Source organism: uncultured Roseobacter sp. (assembly GCF_947496515.1).
Lineage (GTDB): Bacteria > Pseudomonadota > Alphaproteobacteria > Rhodobacterales > Rhodobacteraceae > Roseobacter.
Genome location: NZ_CANMDB010000001.1, coordinates 61,250 through 77,608, shown reverse-complemented (window position 1 = coordinate 77,608; position 16,359 = coordinate 61,250). Strand labels below are relative to the sequence as shown.

17 protein-coding genes are annotated in these 16,359 nt (G+C 63.5%); 12 read left to right on the top strand and 5 right to left on the bottom strand.

The features are described from left to right. Positions 1 to 1,545 (bottom strand): trimethylamine methyltransferase family protein, encoded by a 1,545-nt coding sequence (locus Q1A53_RS00425; protein ID WP_299961875.1) that lies wholly within the window; start codon positions 1,543 to 1,545, stop codon positions 1 to 3. Positions 1,546 to 1,748: 203 nt separating this feature from the next. Between Q1A53_RS00425 and guaA the strand changes: the two genes are divergently transcribed. The 10 genes from guaA (at position 1,749) to Q1A53_RS00375 (ending at position 11,121) form a co-directional block, all read left to right on the top strand. Further along, the gene (gene guaA / locus Q1A53_RS00420; RefSeq protein ID WP_299961874.1) at positions 1,749 to 3,311 is read left to right on the top strand and encodes a glutamine-hydrolyzing GMP synthase; all 1,563 of its coding nucleotides are present in this window, start codon (positions 1,749 to 1,751) and stop codon (positions 3,309 to 3,311) included. Continuing rightward, complete coding sequence (locus Q1A53_RS00415; protein WP_299961872.1) at positions 3,308 to 3,592, top strand: antibiotic biosynthesis monooxygenase; 285 nt, start codon at positions 3,308 to 3,310, stop codon at positions 3,590 to 3,592. The genes guaA and Q1A53_RS00415 overlap by 4 nt, the downstream gene beginning before the upstream one ends. Continuing rightward, the gene (locus tag Q1A53_RS00410; protein WP_299961870.1) at positions 3,589 to 4,452 is read left to right on the top strand and encodes a DMT family transporter; all 864 of its coding nucleotides are present in this window, start codon (positions 3,589 to 3,591) and stop codon (positions 4,450 to 4,452) included. The genes Q1A53_RS00415 and Q1A53_RS00410 overlap by 4 nt, the downstream gene beginning before the upstream one ends. A gap of 117 nt (positions 4,453 to 4,569) precedes the next feature. After that, positions 4,570 to 5,688 carry an outer membrane protein transport protein gene (locus Q1A53_RS00405; RefSeq protein ID WP_299961869.1) on the top strand — a complete coding sequence of 373 codons (1,119 nt, stop codon included), beginning with the start codon at positions 4,570 to 4,572 and terminating at the stop codon, positions 5,686 to 5,688. 103 nt (positions 5,689 to 5,791) lie between these two features. Beyond that, entirely contained in the window at positions 5,792 to 6,718 is a 927-nt protein-coding gene (locus tag Q1A53_RS00400) for a DMT family transporter (protein WP_299961867.1), read from the top strand. Positions 6,719 to 6,777: 59 nt separating this feature from the next. After that, positions 6,778 to 7,626 carry an ATPase gene (locus tag Q1A53_RS00395; RefSeq protein WP_299961865.1) on the top strand — a complete coding sequence of 283 codons (849 nt, stop codon included), beginning with the start codon at positions 6,778 to 6,780 and terminating at the stop codon, positions 7,624 to 7,626. An 81-nt stretch (positions 7,627 to 7,707) separates the two neighbouring features. After that, positions 7,708 to 8,625: a homoserine O-succinyltransferase gene (metA, locus tag Q1A53_RS00390; protein WP_299961863.1), complete on the top strand. Its 918-nt coding sequence runs from the start codon at positions 7,708 to 7,710 to the stop codon at positions 8,623 to 8,625. Further along, positions 8,618 to 9,592: an alpha/beta hydrolase gene (locus Q1A53_RS00385; RefSeq protein ID WP_299961862.1), complete on the top strand. Its 975-nt coding sequence runs from the start codon at positions 8,618 to 8,620 to the stop codon at positions 9,590 to 9,592. The genes metA and Q1A53_RS00385 overlap by 8 nt, the downstream gene beginning before the upstream one ends. A 49-nt stretch (positions 9,593 to 9,641) precedes the next feature. Then, complete coding sequence (ppk2, locus tag Q1A53_RS00380; RefSeq protein ID WP_299961860.1) at positions 9,642 to 10,511, top strand: polyphosphate kinase 2; 870 nt, start codon at positions 9,642 to 9,644, stop codon at positions 10,509 to 10,511. Then, on the top strand, positions 10,504 to 11,121 hold the full coding sequence (locus tag Q1A53_RS00375; protein ID WP_299961858.1) for a TetR/AcrR family transcriptional regulator: 618 nt from the start codon (positions 10,504 to 10,506) through the stop codon (positions 11,119 to 11,121). The genes ppk2 and Q1A53_RS00375 overlap by 8 nt, the downstream gene beginning before the upstream one ends. Before the next feature lie 403 nt (positions 11,122 to 11,524). Here Q1A53_RS00375 and rpsI read toward each other — a convergent pair whose 3' ends face one another. The 3 genes from rpsI to Q1A53_RS00360 all read right to left on the bottom strand — a co-directional run bounded on the left by rpsI (position 11,525) and on the right by Q1A53_RS00360 (position 14,058). Beyond that, entirely contained in the window at positions 11,525 to 12,025 is a 501-nt protein-coding gene (gene rpsI / locus Q1A53_RS00370; protein WP_299961856.1) for a 30S ribosomal protein S9, read from the bottom strand. A gap of 2 nt (positions 12,026 to 12,027) precedes the next feature. Beyond that, positions 12,028 to 12,489 (bottom strand): 50S ribosomal protein L13, encoded by a 462-nt coding sequence (gene rplM, locus Q1A53_RS00365; RefSeq protein ID WP_299961855.1) that lies wholly within the window; start codon positions 12,487 to 12,489, stop codon positions 12,028 to 12,030. A gap of 153 nt (positions 12,490 to 12,642) precedes the next feature. Continuing rightward, entirely contained in the window at positions 12,643 to 14,058 is a 1,416-nt protein-coding gene (locus Q1A53_RS00360) for a PLP-dependent aminotransferase family protein (RefSeq protein WP_299961853.1), read from the bottom strand. 93 nt (positions 14,059 to 14,151) lie between these two features. Between Q1A53_RS00360 and Q1A53_RS00355 the strand changes: the two genes are divergently transcribed. Beyond that, entirely contained in the window at positions 14,152 to 14,385 is a 234-nt protein-coding gene (locus Q1A53_RS00355) for a DUF1127 domain-containing protein (protein WP_299961851.1), read from the top strand. A gap of 59 nt (positions 14,386 to 14,444) precedes the next feature. Here Q1A53_RS00355 and Q1A53_RS00350 read toward each other — a convergent pair whose 3' ends face one another. After that, a complete protein-coding gene (locus Q1A53_RS00350) occupies positions 14,445 to 14,879 on the bottom strand; it encodes a PaaI family thioesterase (RefSeq protein WP_299961849.1) in 435 nt (144 codons plus the stop codon). A 106-nt stretch (positions 14,880 to 14,985) separates the two neighbouring features. Between Q1A53_RS00350 and trmFO the strand changes: the two genes are divergently transcribed. Continuing rightward, positions 14,986 to 16,341 carry a methylenetetrahydrofolate--tRNA-(uracil(54)-C(5))-methyltransferase (FADH(2)-oxidizing) TrmFO gene (trmFO, locus tag Q1A53_RS00345; protein WP_299961847.1) on the top strand — a complete coding sequence of 452 codons (1,356 nt, stop codon included), beginning with the start codon at positions 14,986 to 14,988 and terminating at the stop codon, positions 16,339 to 16,341. The last annotated feature ends 18 nt before the right edge of the window (positions 16,342 to 16,359 follow it).

The following is a 16,359-nucleotide window of genomic DNA, read 5'->3' as shown; positions in this document are numbered from 1 at the left end:
CTACATGAAGCTGTCTGGCTCCTGTGCCTTCTTGGCGGCGATGAACGCGACGAGCGCCTCTTCCTTGGCGGGGTCAAGCGATGGTTGCTGGTAGTCGGCAAGCATCTTGTCCACACGCAGGCTGGCAAGCGCCTGGGTGTCCCGCGCCCCTTCGTCGTCCCAGGTCTCAAAGGGCTTGTAGTCCAGCAGATCGGATTTCCAGAATGCCGTTTTGAAATTCGCCTGGGTATGTGCGCAGCCCAGGTAATGCCCTCCCGGCCCCACCTCGCGGATCGCCTCCATCGCCTGCGCTTCCGCATCGACACTGACGCCCTGCGCCAGATGATGCAGCGTCCCAAGCTGGTCCGCATCCATCACGAACTTCTCGAAGGATGCCACCAGGCCGCCTTCCAGCCAGCCACAGGCGTGCAGCATGAAGTTGACCCCCGAAAGCAAGCCCACGTTGAGGCTGTTCGCCGTCTCGTAAGCAGCCTGGGCATCGGGCAGTTTCGAGCCGCAGAATGAGCCCGCCGACCGGTAGGGCAGCCCCAGCCTGCGCGCCAGTTGACCGGCCCCGTAGGTGATATGCGCAGCCTCCGGTGTGCCGAAGGTCGGCGCGCCGGAGTTCATGTCGATCGAGGTCACGAACGCCCCCATGACCACCGGCGCGCCTGCCCGGCACAGCTGGCTGTAGGCAATCCCCGCTAGCGTCTCCGCCAGCACCTGGGTCAGCGTTCCCGCGACGGAGACGGGCGCCATGGCGCCGCCGACGATAAAGGGCGAGATGATGCAGGCCTGATTGTTGGTGGCATAGACCTCCAGCGCGCCCATCATCACATCGTCGAAGGTCATGGGCGAGTTGATGTTGATCAGCGACGTCATCACCGTGTTCTGCTGCACGAAATCGGCGCCAAAGAGCACCTCGCACATCTCCACCGAATCGCGCGCGCGGCTGGGTTCGGTGACGGACCCCATGAACGGCTTGTCGCTCAGCGTCATATGGGCGTGCAGCATGTCAAGATGGCGCTTGTTCACGGGCAGATCCGTGGGCTCGCAGACCGTGCCGCCCGAATGATGCAGCCACTTGGACATATAGGCGAGTTTCACGAACTTGCGGAAATCCTCCATCGTGGCATAGCGGCGCCCGCCGATGGCATCGCGTACGAAGGGCGGGCCGTAGACCGGCGCCAACACCAGATTGCGCCCGCCGACCTCAACGTTGCGCGCCGGATTGCGCGCGTGCTGGGTGTAGCTGGAAGGGGCGGTCTTACAGAGTTCGCGTGCCAGCCCCTTCGGAAGCCGGACCCGTTCGCCATCCACGTCAGCGCCAGCATCACGCCAGCGCTGCAGGGCCGCGGGGTTTTCGATGAAGTTCACGCCCACCTCGGCCAGCACCGTCTCGGCATTGGCCTCGATGATTTCCAGCGCTTCTTCGTTCAGCACATCGAAATTCGGGATGTTCCGCTCGATAAAGCGGGCGGTCTCAAAGGAAACGGCGGATCGTTCGGCACGTCGCGCCGCGCCGCCGCCCCCTCTGCCCCGTCTGCGCGTTGCTGCTTCGGCCATATCCTTGCTCCCGCCTGTGCTGCTCAGGCCGGTGCTACCCCATTTCGGGCAGCACCTTCGCGCCCGCTGCGGCCTTGCAGGCAAAAAAAGCGACATACTGCAGCCATCTGACCCAACTTGTGATCGGAAATATCCGCCCGGCTCCGGCGGCGGGCAATCATCGCACCCTTGCCACTTGGCAGCGCCGCCCCTAATCAGCGTTTATGAACACAGCCCAACACGACCGCCTCTTAATCATCGATTTCGGCAGCCAGGTGACCCAGCTGATCGCCCGCCGCCTGCGCGAGCTGAATGTTTACTGCGAGATCCACCCGTTCAACACGGTGACGGATGCGTTTCTGGCCGATTTCGCGCCCAAGGCAGTGATCTTTTCGGGCGGCCCCGCGTCTGTCTTTGCGGATGGCGCGCCGATGCCGCCAAAGTGCGTCTTTGAGCTTGGCGTACCGATCCTGGGCATCTGCTACGGTCAGCAGGTCATGATGCACCTGCTGGGTGGCAAGGTGGACCGCGGCCAGGGCACCGCGGAATTCGGGCGCGCCTATGTCACGCCTGCGGCGCGCCAGCTGGCCCTGCTGGAGGGGTGGTTCGCCGCGGACCGGGAGCAGGTCTGGATGAGCCACGGTGATCACGTGAGCCAAATCGCGCCGGGGTTTGAGGTCTACGGTACCTCGCCCAACGCGCCCTTTGCCGTGACTGCGGATACGGATCGGAACTTCTATGCCGTGCAGTTTCACCCGGAGGTGCACCACACCCCCAACGGCGCCAAGCTTTACGAGAATTTCGTGCGACTGGCGGGCTTTACCGGCGACTGGACCATGGGCGCCTACCGCGAGGAGGCTATCGCGCGCATCCGCGACCAGGTGGGCAGCGGTCGGGTGATCTGCGCGCTGTCGGGCGGGGTGGATAGTTCTGTCGCCGCCGTTCTGATCCACGAGGCGGTGGGCGATCAGCTGATCTGCGTTTACGTGGACCACGGGTTAATGCGCAAGAACGAGAGCGCGGAGGTCGTGGGCATGTTCCGCGAGCACTACAATCTGCCGCTCATCCACGCCGACGAATCGGAGCTCTTTCTGGGCAAGCTCGACGGGGTCTCCGACCCCGAAACCAAGCGCAAGATCATCGGTGGCCTGTTTATCGAGGTCTTCGAGAAACACGCCAAGGCCATTGGCGGGGCGGATTTTCTGGCGCAGGGCACGCTCTACCCGGATGTGATCGAATCGGTTTCCTTTTCGGGCGGCCCCTCGGTCACCATCAAATCGCATCACAATGTGGGCGGGCTGCCCGAGCGCATGAACATGCAGCTGGTGGAGCCGTTGCGCGAACTCTTCAAAGACGAGGTGCGCGCACTGGGCCGAGAACTTGGCCTGCCTCCGAGCTTTATCGGACGGCACCCCTTTCCCGGACCGGGCCTTGCCATCCGCTGCCCCGGCGAGATTACCCGCGCCAAGCTCGACATCCTGCGCGAGGCCGATGCGATCTACATCGACCAGATCCGCCGCCACGGGCTCTACGATGACATCTGGCAGGCGTTTGTGGCCATCCTGCCGGTGCGCACGGTGGGTGTCATGGGTGATGGGCGCACCTACGATTACGCCTGTGCGCTGCGCGCGGTGACCTCCGTCGACGGGATGACCGCGGATTACTTCCCCTTCAGCCACGACTTTCTGGGCGAGACGGCGACGCGCATCATCAACGAAGTGCCCGGCATCAACCGTGTGACCTACGACATCACCTCCAAACCGCCCGGCACCATCGAATGGGAATGACCGAAGTGCGCCTCACCGGGCGGCTGATCTGCGCAACCCCTGACGAAGCCGCCCGTGTGCGCTCCGCCCTGCCCGCGCATATCGCGCTGACACGGGCCGAACCGGGCTGTCTGTTCTTCGAGGTCACACCGACGGAGAATCCGCTGATCTGGGCCGTCAGCGAGCGGTTTGCGGATAGCGCCGCCTTTGAGGCGCATCAGGCCCGCGCCGACGCGAGCGTCTGGGCTGCGCAAACCACGAGTATAGCGCGCGATGACACCGTTACCGGTCTGCCAGAATGAACACCGTGGGCGTTGCCGCCCTGTGGATGATCGGCGCGATTGCCTCATTTTCCACCATGGCGGTGGCCGGGCGCGAGGTATCGGACAGGCTCGATACGTTTGAAATCATGATGTACCGCAGCATGATCGGCGTGCTGGTCGTTATGGCGCTGGCCTGGCTGACGGGCCGCTGGCGTGAGATCCGCAAAGACCAGCTGGGCACGCACTTGCTCCGCAATCTGGCGCATTTCACGGGACAAAACCTGTGGTTCTACGCGGTCACCGTCATACCGCTGGCGCAGGTCTTTGCGCTGGAATTCACCTCGCCGCTCTGGGTGATCGTGCTGTCACCGCTCATATTGGGGGAGCGGCTGACCGCGGTGCGGGGGATGTCGGCGATTCTGGGGTTCATCGGCATTCTGGTGGTGGCGCGGCCCGATATGGCGGGGATCAACGCGGGCGTGATCACGGCGGCCTCCTCCGCGATCTTCTTTGCGCTCACGATCATGCTGACCAAGCGGCTGACCCGGACCCAGAGCATCACCTGCATCCTGTTCTACCTGACAACCATGCAGCTGGTCATGGGCGTGATCGCCGCCGGATATGATGGCGACATCGCCCTACCGGATCCGGCGAGCCTGCCTTACGTGGTGATGATCGGCATCGCGGGGCTTCTGGCGCACTACTGCATGACCAATGCGCTGGCCATCGCCCCCGCCACCGTCGTGGTCCCGATTGACTTCATCCGCCTGCCCGCGATCGCCATCGTCGGCATGCTGCTCTACGGCGAAGCGCTCGATGTCTGGGTGTTTCTCGGTGCTCTGATCATCTTCGGCGGCAATTATTTGAATATTTGGGTCGAAACACGACGCCCAAGTTGATTTTACGTGAGGTCACAGTGCAAGCTTCCCCGGCGTCAACAATTGACCGATCAAGGATGCGTGATTAGCTGCGCCGACTTTTATTCAAATGACGCAGGTCTTCTGGGGAGGAGAACCATGAAAAGATACCTCACGATTGTAACAGCCACATGTCTGGCAAGCGGCGCGGTGCATGCGGGCGCGCTGGACCGTTCGGGTCAGTCGGTCGATGTGCTCTTCGAAGAAGGACGCCATGTCGAGTTCAGCTTTGCTGGAGTGTCACCGGAGCTGAGTGGAGAAGGCGTCGGTTTCACCGCGGGTGTGAGCTCAGGCGATATTTCACCAAGCTACTTTCAATTTGGTGGAGCTTACAAGGCTGACATCAACGATACCTGGTCGTACGCGCTTATTATCGATCAACCATTCTTGGCCGAGGTGGACTATCCAGACGGCACTGGCTACTTCGCTGCCGGATCAAATGCAGAGTTCAACTCAGTAGCTTTGACCGGCCTGCTACAATACAACATGTCCAACGGAATAAGTGTTTACGGTGGGCTCAGACTTCAGCGAACCGACGCCAATGCGGAGATCTCCTTCACCCCTATCGCAAGCCTTACTGGTTACAACGTCGATGCTGAAAGCGACTATGGTGTCGGCTACGTCGCCGGTGTCGCATACGAGCGGCCTGACATCGCTTTGCGCGTATCGTTGACCTACAATTCTGAAGTAAGCCACAGCAACAAGACAACGGAAAACTCCGTCGCTCTCGGCGGGCCAAATATCTCTGACACAGATTTTGAAACACCTCAGTCTGTGAACCTCGCTTTCCAAACAGGAATTGCGCCGGGAACGCTGCTGTTCGGTGGTGTGCGTTGGGTCGATTGGGACGATTTCGACCTTACGCCCGCGAACTATCAGACGCTTACCGGCGGTACCTCACTGCTGAGCTATGAGGATGATGTGACCACCTACACACTTGGGATAGGACGCCGTCTCAATGCGAACTGGGCTCTCGCAGCGAGCCTTGGGTATGAACGAAGTAGTGGCAGCTTTTTCACCAACCTCGGACCGTCAGATGGACAAAAGAGTATTGGTCTGGCCGCCATCTACACCCAAGGCAACATGGAAATCACCACTGGAATTCGGTACATCCGCATCGGCGATACAGAAACGCGTGCCGGCCCGGTCGCTCCAGCCGGGGACTTCGAAGACAACGACGCCGTCGCGATCGGTGTAAAGGTCGCTTACAAGTTTTAATCATAGTGTCTGACAATCACTGCGCTCGGGTTCTTTCCCCGGGCGTTTTTCTTTGCACATGATCCGGGTGGCTGGCGGGGACAGCTGCGCCTAGGGTGCGGCCATGACACCTCAAATGATCCTCTCACCCAAAGCGTGGAGCGCGCTGCTCCTGCTAGGGCTCCTCTGGGGCGCGTCGTTCCTGTCGATCCGCGTCGCATTGGACGAGATCGGGCCCGCCTGGGTTGTGGCACATCGCACCTTTTGGGCGGCGCTGGTGCTCTGGGTTGTGGTGATGGCCATGCGCCTGCCGATCCCGCGCGGTGCGCGGATCTGGGGCGCCTTCTTCGTCATGGGGCTTCTCAACAATGTGATCCCCTTTGGTCTGATGGCCTGGGGGCAGCTGCATATCGAGACCGGGCTGACCTCGATCCTGAACGCTGCAACGGCCGTTTTCGGCGTGATCGCGGCGGCGGTCTTCTTTGCCGATGAACGGTTGAGCCTGCGCAAGGGGGTGGGGGTCAGCTTAGGCTTTCTCGGCGTTGCCACGGCCATCGGGCTGGAAAATCTGGCGCGCTTCGATCTGCGCTCTGCCGCGCAACTGGCGGTGATCGGCGGCACGGTCTCCTACGCGCTGGCAGCGGTCTGGGCCCGGAAAAAGCTCGCCGGGTTATCACCGCAGGTGGCGGCAGCAGGCATGCTCACCGGCTCCAGCCTGATCTCGGTACCCGCAGCCTTCCTGATCGAAGGGCCCGTCCGGCTCGACCTGCAGGCCGACACCTTTCTGGCCATCGGATACTTCTCCATCATCGCGACGGCGGGGGCCTACCTGCTTTACTACTATGTGCTGGCGCGCGCGGGCAGCGGCAACCTGATGCTGGTCACCCTGCTGATCCCTCCGGTGGCGATCCTGCTGGGTGCATGGGTGCTGGGGGAGGATCTGGGCGCCAACGCCTACGCGGGCTTTGCGCTGCTGGCCGTGGGGCTGATGGTGCTCGACGGTCGGGCGGCTCATTTGCTGCGCCGACGTCAGCGCGACCCCGTCGATTGACGCGCTAAGAGCCCGGCGGTAGGTGTTCGGACCAGCCCCTGCCCCAAGGACCTTTCCGCATGCTCTATTCCTCCGCTGCCCAGTGGCTGGGCGCCCCGCGCAAATCCGTGCTGGTCTACGGCATGTCGGGACTGGGCAAGACGCATATGTCGAACCTGCTGCGCGCGTCGGGCGAGTGGTTCCACTACTCCATCGATTACCGTATCGGCACCCGCTACATGGGCGAGCGCATCGCCGACAACGCCAAGGCGGAGGCCATGAAGGTGCCGTTCCTGCGCAGCTTGTTGATGAGCGACAGCATCTACATCGGCTCCAACATCACCTTTGACAATCTGGCACCCGTGGCCACCTACCTGGGCAAGCCCGGCGATCCGGGCAAGGGCGGGTTGGCCATCACCGAGTACCAGCGCCGTCAGGAGGAGTTTCGCCAGGCGGAGATCGCGGCCCTGCACGACACCGCGCATTTCGCCCAGCGGGCCGAGGCGCTCTATGGCTATCCGCATTTCATCTGCGACACCGGCGGGTCGATCTGCGAATGGGTGGACCCCCACGACGATGCCGATCCCATCCTGTCGGAGCTTGCGCGTCACTGCCTGATCGTCTGGATCAAGGGCGACGAGGCCCATACCCAGGAACTCATCCGCCGTTTTGACCGCGCCCCCAAACCCATGGCCTACCAGCCGGAATTTCTGAGCGCTGCATGGGCTGCCTATCTGAGCGACACCGGGACCGTCCCGGAGACGGTGGACCCGGATGATTTCCTGCGCTTTGCCTACGCCCGCGCACTGGCCCACCGGCAGCCGCGGTATGCGGCCATGGCCCGCTGGGGCGTGACCGTCACCGCCGACGAGGTGGCTGCGCTGCGCACTCCTGAGGATTTCGACAGGCTGATCGCTGCGAAGCTCTGACGCGCCCGTGAGCACCCGCCCCTTGAGCCTGCGCGCCCTTGCGCCTATCTGACAACCCTCACAAGCGCCCGGAACATCCCCATGCCCATCAAGATCCCTGCCGACCTGCCCGCCTATGACGTGCTGACGAACGAAGGCGTGATGGTCATGGACCCTGATCAGGCCGCGCGTCAGGACATCCGGGCGCTGCGGATCGGACTGCTCAACCTGATGCCCAAGAAGATCCAGACGGAAAACCAGTTCGCCCGGCTGATCGGCGCCACGCCCCTGCAGATCGAGCTGAGCCTCATCCGCATGTCCGAGCATCAGACCCGCAACACTGCCGCCGCGCATATGGAGAGCTTTTACCGCCCGTTCGAGGAGGTCCGTGACGAGAAATTCGACGGTCTGATCATCACCGGCGCACCCATCGAGCATCTGGCCTTCGACGAGGTGACTTACTGGGACGAGCTGCGCATGGTCATGGACTGGACGCAGACCAATGTGCATTCCACCTTTGGCGTGTGCTGGGGCGGCATGGCGATGATCAACCACTTCCACGGGGTTCGCAAACATATGCTGGAGGCCAAGGCCTTCGGCTGTTTCCGGCACCGCAATCTGGCCCCCGCCTCGCAGTATCTCCGCGGCTTTTCCGATGACTGCGTGATCCCCGTGTCGCGCTGGACCGAAATGCGGCAGGCAGAGATCGACGCGGCCCCGGGGCTGACCACGCTATTGGGCAGTGACGAGGTCGGTCCCTGTCTGGTGGAGGATCCCGCGCACCGCGCGCTCTATATCTTCAACCATTTCGAATACGACAGCGATACGCTGAAGCAGGAATACGACCGCGACGTGGCCTCGGGCGAGGCGATCACGCTGCCGGTGAATTATTATCCGGGCGACGACCCCGCGCGCACTCCGCTCAACCGCTGGCGCAGCCACGCGCATCTGCTTTATGGCAACTGGATCAACGCGATCTACCAGTCGACGCCGTTTGATATGAGCCAGATCGGTGCTTAAAGCCTTGGGCTATATCGCTCTTTTCCTGGTCCTGCTCGTTCTGGTGACGCTGTGGCGGGCCAATGCACGCGATGCAAAAGCCGCCGCGGAGTTCCCCCCCGCGGGCCAGCTCGTCGGACCGGCGGGCAGGCAGGTCCATGCGGAGGTCTTCGGCAGCGGGCCCGATGTCATTCTGATCCACGGCGCGTCCGGCAGTACGCGCGATTTCACCTTCGATCTGGTGCACAGGCTCAAGGACCGCTACCGCGTGATCGTCCTGGACCGCCCCGGCCTTGGCTGGACGGACCGGGCGGGCCCGGCGTTCGAAGGGGTGCTCAGCACCGCCGCGGAATCGCCCGCTCGTCAGGCGGAGATGTTGCAAGGGGCTGCCGATGCCCTCGGTGTGCAGAACCCCATTGTCGTCGGCCACTCCTACGGTGGGGCGGTCTCTCTGGCATGGGCCCTGTCCCGGCCCGACCGGACCGCGGCACTGGTTCTGCTGGGTGCCGCGTCGCAGCCCTGGCCCGGAGAGCTGACGCTGCAGTACCGGCTGCTGGATACGCGATTTGGCAGCCTGATCCTGGTGCCGCTGATTGCGGCCTTTGCGCCTGCCCCGCTGGTACACGACAGTGTGGAATCCATCTTTGCGCCGCAGCCGGTGCCCGAGGGCTACATTGACCATATCGGTACCGATCTGACCCTGCGCCGCACGACCCAACGCGCCAATGCACAGCAGGTCAATTCGCTCCGCCCGCATGTGGAGGAGATGTCGCAGCGCTACCCGAGCTTGGACTTGCCAGTGGAGATCCTGCACGGAACCGAAGATACTACCGTGCCGCTGCATATCCATTCCGAGCCACTGGCGGGCATGCTGCCGGACGGCGAGCTCACCCGGATGGAGGGCGTGGGCCACATGCCGCACCACGCCGACCCGGAGGCGGTTGTCGCCGCCATCGACCGTGCCGCCAGCCGTGCGGGTTTGCGTTAAAACCTTTAACATCCCATATAGAGCCTGTGAGCAAGCTGCGGAGAGCCCCATGACCCTGCCATTTGACGGTGCGATCAGTCGCTTTTTCGAGGCGACAGCACCCGAGGAGATCCGCGCGGCGATCCGCGGTGCCGACAAGAACGACATGCTCTCGCCCAGCTACCCGCATGCCGAGCGGATGGGCCGCAAGGCCTATGAACGCGCGCTCCATACGCTGCAGATCGAGCTGGTCAAACTCCAGGCCTGGCTGCGCGAAAGCGGCGGGCGCGTGGTGATCGTTTTCGAGGGGCGCGACGGGGCCGGCAAAGGCGGCACGATCAAACGGTTCCGCAGCAACCTCAATCCGCGCGGCGCGCGCATCGTGGCCCTTGGCAAACCGACCGACGTGGAAAGCGGGCAGTGGTATTTTCAACGCTATATCAATCATTTGCCCACCGAAGGCGAATGCGTTTTCTTTGATCGCAGCTGGTACAACCGCGGCGTGGTCGAGCGGGTCTTCGGCTTTTGCACGCCCGAGCAGCGCGCGCAGTTCTTTGATCAGGTCACCCCTTTCGAGACCATGCTGGTGGAGGACGGGGTGCATCTGTTCAAGCTGTGGATGAACGTGGGGCGCGCCGAGCAGCTGCGCCGTCTGCTGGCGCGCGAGGCGGACCCGCTGAAACAGTGGAAACTGAGCTGGATCGACGTGGAGGGGCTGAACCGGTGGGATGCCTACACGGATGCCATCTCCGAGACGCTGGAGCGGAGCCACACGGCGCAGACACCCTGGACCGTGGTGCGGTCGGATGACAAGCGGCGCGCGCGGCTCAATGCGATCCGGACGGTGCTGCACGGGATCGACTACGCCCGCAAGGACGCGGCCGCCATCGGACCCGTGGATGCGGGCGTCTGCGGCGGGCCGGATATCTGGGATGCCTAAACGCGGCTACCACCACGGAAATCTGCGCCAGGCCCTGATCGACGCCGCATTGGAATTGATCGAGGTGCGCGGCCCCATGGGGTTCACCCTCTCAGAAGCCGCCAAGCAGGCAGGCGTCACGCCCGCGGCGGTCTACCGTCACTTCGAAGGGCGCGAGGATCTGATCGCCGAGGGCGCGCTGCAGGGCTACGAGATCTTTGGCGACTTGATGGAATACGCCTATCAGAACGGCCAACCGTCTGCTTTGGAAGCGTTTTCTGCCACGGGCCGCGCGTATCTCGCCTTTGCGCGAAAATATCCCGGGCATTACATCTCCATGTTCGAGAGCGGGATTTCCATCAACCGCACCCCGGAACTGGCCGCCGCCGCCGCGCGGGCCAACGGGGTCCTGGAGAAGGCTGCGACGGATCTCAGCCAGCATATCCCGGCGGAGAAACGCCCGCCCGCGCCGATGTTCTCGGCGCATATCTGGGCGCTGAGCCACGGGGTGGTGGAGCTGTTTGCGCGGAACTCTCCCGGGCGTGCCTCGCCCTTTCCGGCGGATGATCTGCTGGAGAGCGGGATCGGCATCTATCTGCGCGGGCTGGGGCTGATCGAACCCGACGCCTGAGCCCACTCCCCCTCTTTCGGAACGCGCCGCATCGCACCCCTCCTGATGGGTTAAAGCGGCGTGCGCGCAACACGGGCGGGCCGCCTGCTGGCGAAGCACCCGTTAACCCAGTAAAACAAGGGCAAAGCCGCGTCGGTATCCCGTCGGTATCACGTCGGTATTATGTCGGTGCAGGATAGGTGTTGGGCTGGGATAACAGGGCGCACGGTGGGGTTTCCGAGCAAAGCGTGACCGGACCGGCCGGTGGCGATGGGCGGGCGCAGGCGCAGGGGGTGCGGCGGGGCGAAAGGCCTTGCAAGGCCTTTGGGCGCCGTCGCGCCAACGACCGAACGCAGGCCCGGTGGCCCAGACGAAAAGGGCCGCCCCCTTTGGACGGCCCTGAGATCGTGGCAGCGAGGCCGAGTTAGCGCTTGGAGAACTGGAAGCTCTTGCGCGCCTTGGCCTTGCCGTATTTCTTGCGCTCCACCACGCGGCTGTCCCGGGTCAGGAAGCCTGCAGCCTTGAGTGCGCCGCGCAGGGAGGGATCGTAAAGCTGCAGCGCCTTGGAGACGCCGTGCTTGACCGCACCGGCCTGACCGGAGAGCCCGCCACCTTTGACCGTGGCGGTCACGTCAAACTGGCCTTCTGTCCCGGTGATCGAGAAAGGCTGGGCCAGGATCATCTGCAGCACGGGCCGCGCGAAGTAATCGTTCTGCGGCTTGCCATTGACGGTGACCTTGCCGGAGCCGGGCTTGATCCAGACGCGGGCGATCGCATCCTTCCGCTTGCCGGTGGCATAGGAGCGGCCCAGGTCGTCGCGGACAGGCTCGCGCGGGGTCATTTCGGTTTCCACGCCCTGCACGGCACCGATGTTGTCGGTCACGGCGTCCTTGAGGTCTTCGAGTGTGTTGATTTCGTCAGCCATGCTCATGCACTCCGGGTGTTTTTGCTGTTCATGGATTTCACGTCCAGAACTTCGGGGCTTTGCGCCTCGTGGGGATGCTCGCCGCCTGCATAGACGCGCAGGTTGGTCATGATCTGACGGCTGAGACGGTTGCCGGGCAGCATGCGTTTGACCGCGAGGGTCACCACGCGCTCGGGGTGCGCACCCTCAAGGATCTGCGCCTTGGTGCGCGATTTGATCCCGCCGGGGTGGCCGGTGTGCCAGTAGTGATGCTCATCGCGCTTCTTGCCGGTGAGCTGCACCTTGTCGGCGTTGATGATGATCACGTTGTCGCCCATATCCATATGCGGTGTGAAAGAGGGCTTGTGCTTGCCGCGCAGGCGCGTGGCAACGATCGATGCGAGACGGCCCAGAACGACACCTTCGGCGTCGATCAGGATCCATTTCTTGTCGATATCTGCGGGTGTTGCAGAAAAGGTTTTCATGGACGGTTCCCCGATTGAGGTGACGGGCGCGCGACGGCACCCAAATTCGATAGCAGGGTTATAAAGGCGCGCGGCGTCGCGTCAAGCGCTGGTAAAACGATTTAATCGTTTTGGATCATAGGTTTATAAAATAGGTATTATTTTACCCCACTTTCAGACGCTGATTTGCTCCGGCGGATTGTCGAGCAATTGACACAGGCGGACCATCGCCGCCTCAAAGCTGCCGATGGAGACACCGGCGTTCACGGCCATGCGCACCGCATGGGGCGCGCGGGCCTCGCGGCAGACGAATTCCTCGGATGACCTGATTTGCACGCCCACGGCTTCGGCGGCCTGACAGAAGGCCCCGGCCCGCCAGCCCAGCGGCAGCCGTAACCACAGAAACGGCACGTCTTCGCGCCAGGTCAGATCGTGCCCGCCCAGCACGTTGACGGCGCGCTGCACATAGGCGTTGAAGGCGCGGCGGGTTTCCTGCGCCAGCGCGTCGATCTGCGGGTGGGAGAGCAGCAGCGCGGCCACATCGCCGATGGGTGTGGCGAGACCGAAAAAGCTGTGCTCTGCGGTGCGGCGCAGGACCGACCACTTGCCCTCCGGTGCGATGGCGAACCCAAAGCGCAGCGCGGGCGTGATCGTCTTGGCGATGGAGGAGACGTACCAGCCACGCTCCGGCGCCAGCATGCGGTAGGTGGGCGCGCGGTCGACACCCATCCGGTAGCAGTCATCCTCCAGGATCTGCACATCGTAGCGGCGCGCGATCGCCGCGATCTCTTCGCGCCGGGCGGTGGGGGTGAAGCCGCCGGTGGGGTTATGAACCTCGGGCGATGTGCAGAGCACCTGCGCGTCATGGGCGCGTACCGCCTGCTCGAACGCCTGCGGGATCAGGCCATGGGCGTCCATGGCGATGGGCACCACATCGGCGCGCAGCATCTCGGCCGCCCGGCGAAAGCCCGGATAGGCCAGTTCCTCGATCAGCACCGCGGGTTTGCGGCCCGTCAGGATCGACTGGAGGCACAGCAGGATACCGTTCTGACCACCGTGGCAGAGGGCGATGTCCTTTTCGCCCAAGGGGCCGAGCGGCGTGCCCTCCAGCCAGCGGACGACGGCCTCGCGCGCGGGTCGTGAGTTTTCGCGGCTGGGGTAGTGCATGATGCCCGAGGGCGGCTCCTGCGCCACGTCGGCAAAGAGCTGGCGGATCAGCTTGTCCTGACCGACGCAGGGAAGATGCGGGGAGAAGAGGTTGACCGCGTAAGGGTCCGGGTCCTCCCCCACCCGGTGGCGGATCACGTCGATTTCGATGGGTGTATCGGGAACACGGGCGGGCTGCGGCGGGGCGACGAAGGTACCGCGGCCCACCTCGGCGTTGAGCGTGCCCTCATCGGTGAGGATCGTGTAGGCGCGGGCAACGGTGCCCGGCGTGATCTGCAGTTGCCAGGCCAGATCCCGCACCGGTGGCAGCTTGTCCCCTGGCTGCAGGGCGCCTGCGTCAATGCCCTGGCGAATGCTGTGGGCAACGGCCTGATACTTGGGGCCCTGCCCCTGGGTGATCTCAGGTTGCCAAATTGTACTCATTACAATGTTTTCCTAGCGCGATTGTATCTGTCATCGTATCAATAACCCGTAGCTATCACGCTACATTGTGTCAATACAATTCAGGAGATTCCCATGACACATCTTATGACCCCCTCCCACCGGACCATCGCCTATCTGAACACGGCAAAGGACATTCCGACGGTTGCGCTGCTGGCGCTGGAGTTTGCGGTCATTGTGTCGAAATGGGCCACGCGGCGCCGTACCAGACGTGCGCTGAGCCAGCTGGAAAATTGGCAGCTGGATGATGTGGGGCTGACACCGCGGGTGGCTCGGACCGAGGCGTCCAAGGTGTTCTGGCGCGTGTAACCTCCCCGGTGCACGCATCAGACCTCTTCCTTGCGGCCGGGCATGTCCCGGCCGTTTTTTTATCCTCTCCCTCTGGGCGCAGGCGGAATGGCGTAGGTGAGGCTGGCGCGGGCCACCGGCTCCACCATGCCGTGGGAGGTTATCATCACATCGCTGACCGACAACTGCTTGCCCAGTTTCAAGAGCCGCGCCTCGCCGATCAGATCAACACCAGCGGGGGGTTTGCGCATGAAGTCGATGGCGCAATTCGTGGTCACCGCCAGCGCCTGCGGCCCGATATGGGCCAGCGTCACCAGATAGGCCGCAACATCCGCCAGCGCGAACATCGACGGCCCCGAAATGGTGCCACCGGGACGCAGATGCTTGTCGCCGATGGTCAGCCGCACCGTCAGGCGATAGGGCGAGACGGTCTCGACGATGAAGTCATCGGCGACCTGCTCGAACACACCTTGCAAAAACGCGTTGAGCGCCGGCACATCCATCTTGAGATCCATCGTCCCCCCCTTCCCCCGGTGATGCCCCGGAACCTGCGGTAATTCGCCCGGACGAGCAAGCGGGCATCGGTTGCGCGGCGCCGCGCGCTGGCTTAGATGCAGGGGCATGACAGAAGAATTGCACATCGTGGGCGGCGGCATGGCCGGGTCCGAGGCCGCCTGGCAGGCGGCACACATGGGCGTGCGGGTGGTGATCCACGAGATGCGGCCCGAGGTCGGCACCTTTGCGCATCAGACGGGCCTTTTGGGGGAAATGGTCTGCTCCAACTCCTTCCGCTCCGATGATGACGAGCAGAACGCCGTGGGGCTTTTGCATTGGGAGATGCGCGCGGCGGACGGTCTGATCATGCGCACGGCGGATCGGCACCGGCTGCCCGCGGGCGGCGCGCTGGCGGTGGACCGGGACCCTTTTGCGCAATCGGTGACCGATGCGCTGATGGCGCACCCGAACGTGCGGGTCGAATATGGCGAGATCACCGAGCTGCCCCGCGAGGGTCAGTGGATCATCGCGACGGGGCCGCTGACATCCTCCGCGCTCGGTCAGGCTATTGCGGCGGAAACGGGGGCGGAGGCGCTGGCATTTTTCGACGCCATCGCCCCCATCGTCTATTTCGACAGCATCGATATGTCCAAGGCCTGGATGCAGTCGCGGTATGACAAGGGCGAGACGGAGGAGGAGCGCACGGCCTACCTCAACTGCCCCATGGACCGCGACCAGTACGAGGCGTTCATCGACGCGCTGCTGGGTGCCGACAAGACGGAGTTTCACGAGGGCGAGACCGCGAACTACTTTGACGGTTGCCTGCCCATCGAAGTGATGGCGGAGCGCGGGCGCGAGACGCTGCGCTTTGGCCCGATGAAGCCCGTGGGGCTCACGAACCCCCATGCGCCGGATGTGAAGCCGCATGCGGTGGTGCAACTGCGGCGCGACAACAAGCTGGGCACGCTCTACAACATCGTGGGCTTCCAGACCAAGATGAAGTACGGCGCGCAAGCCGATGTTTTCAAATCTATTCCCGGGCTTGAGGATGCGCGCTTTGCCCGGCTGGGTGGCATTCATCGCAATACGTTCCTGAATTCGCCCACGGTGCTGGACGCGCGGATGCGGTTGCGCGCCCGGCCCAACATCCGCTTTGCCGGGCAGATCACCGGCGTGGAGGGATATGTGGAATCTGCTGCCATGGGTCTTTTGGCGGGACGTCTGGCCGCCTCCGAGATGCTGGGGCAGTCGCTGGACACACCGCCCGCGTGTACCGCCACCGGCGCGCTGATCACCCATATCACCGGCGGCGCGGAGGCAAAGACCTTTCAGCCGATGAACGTGAACTTCGGACTTTTCCCGCCTGTAGAAGGGCTTAGAGGCGGCAGACGTGGTCGCAAGGACCGCTACAAAGCCTACACGGACCGGGCCAAGGCGGCCTGGCAGACCTGGCTGCAGGGCGCGGTACTGGACGCGGCCTAGGCAAACTGGCTATCTTAC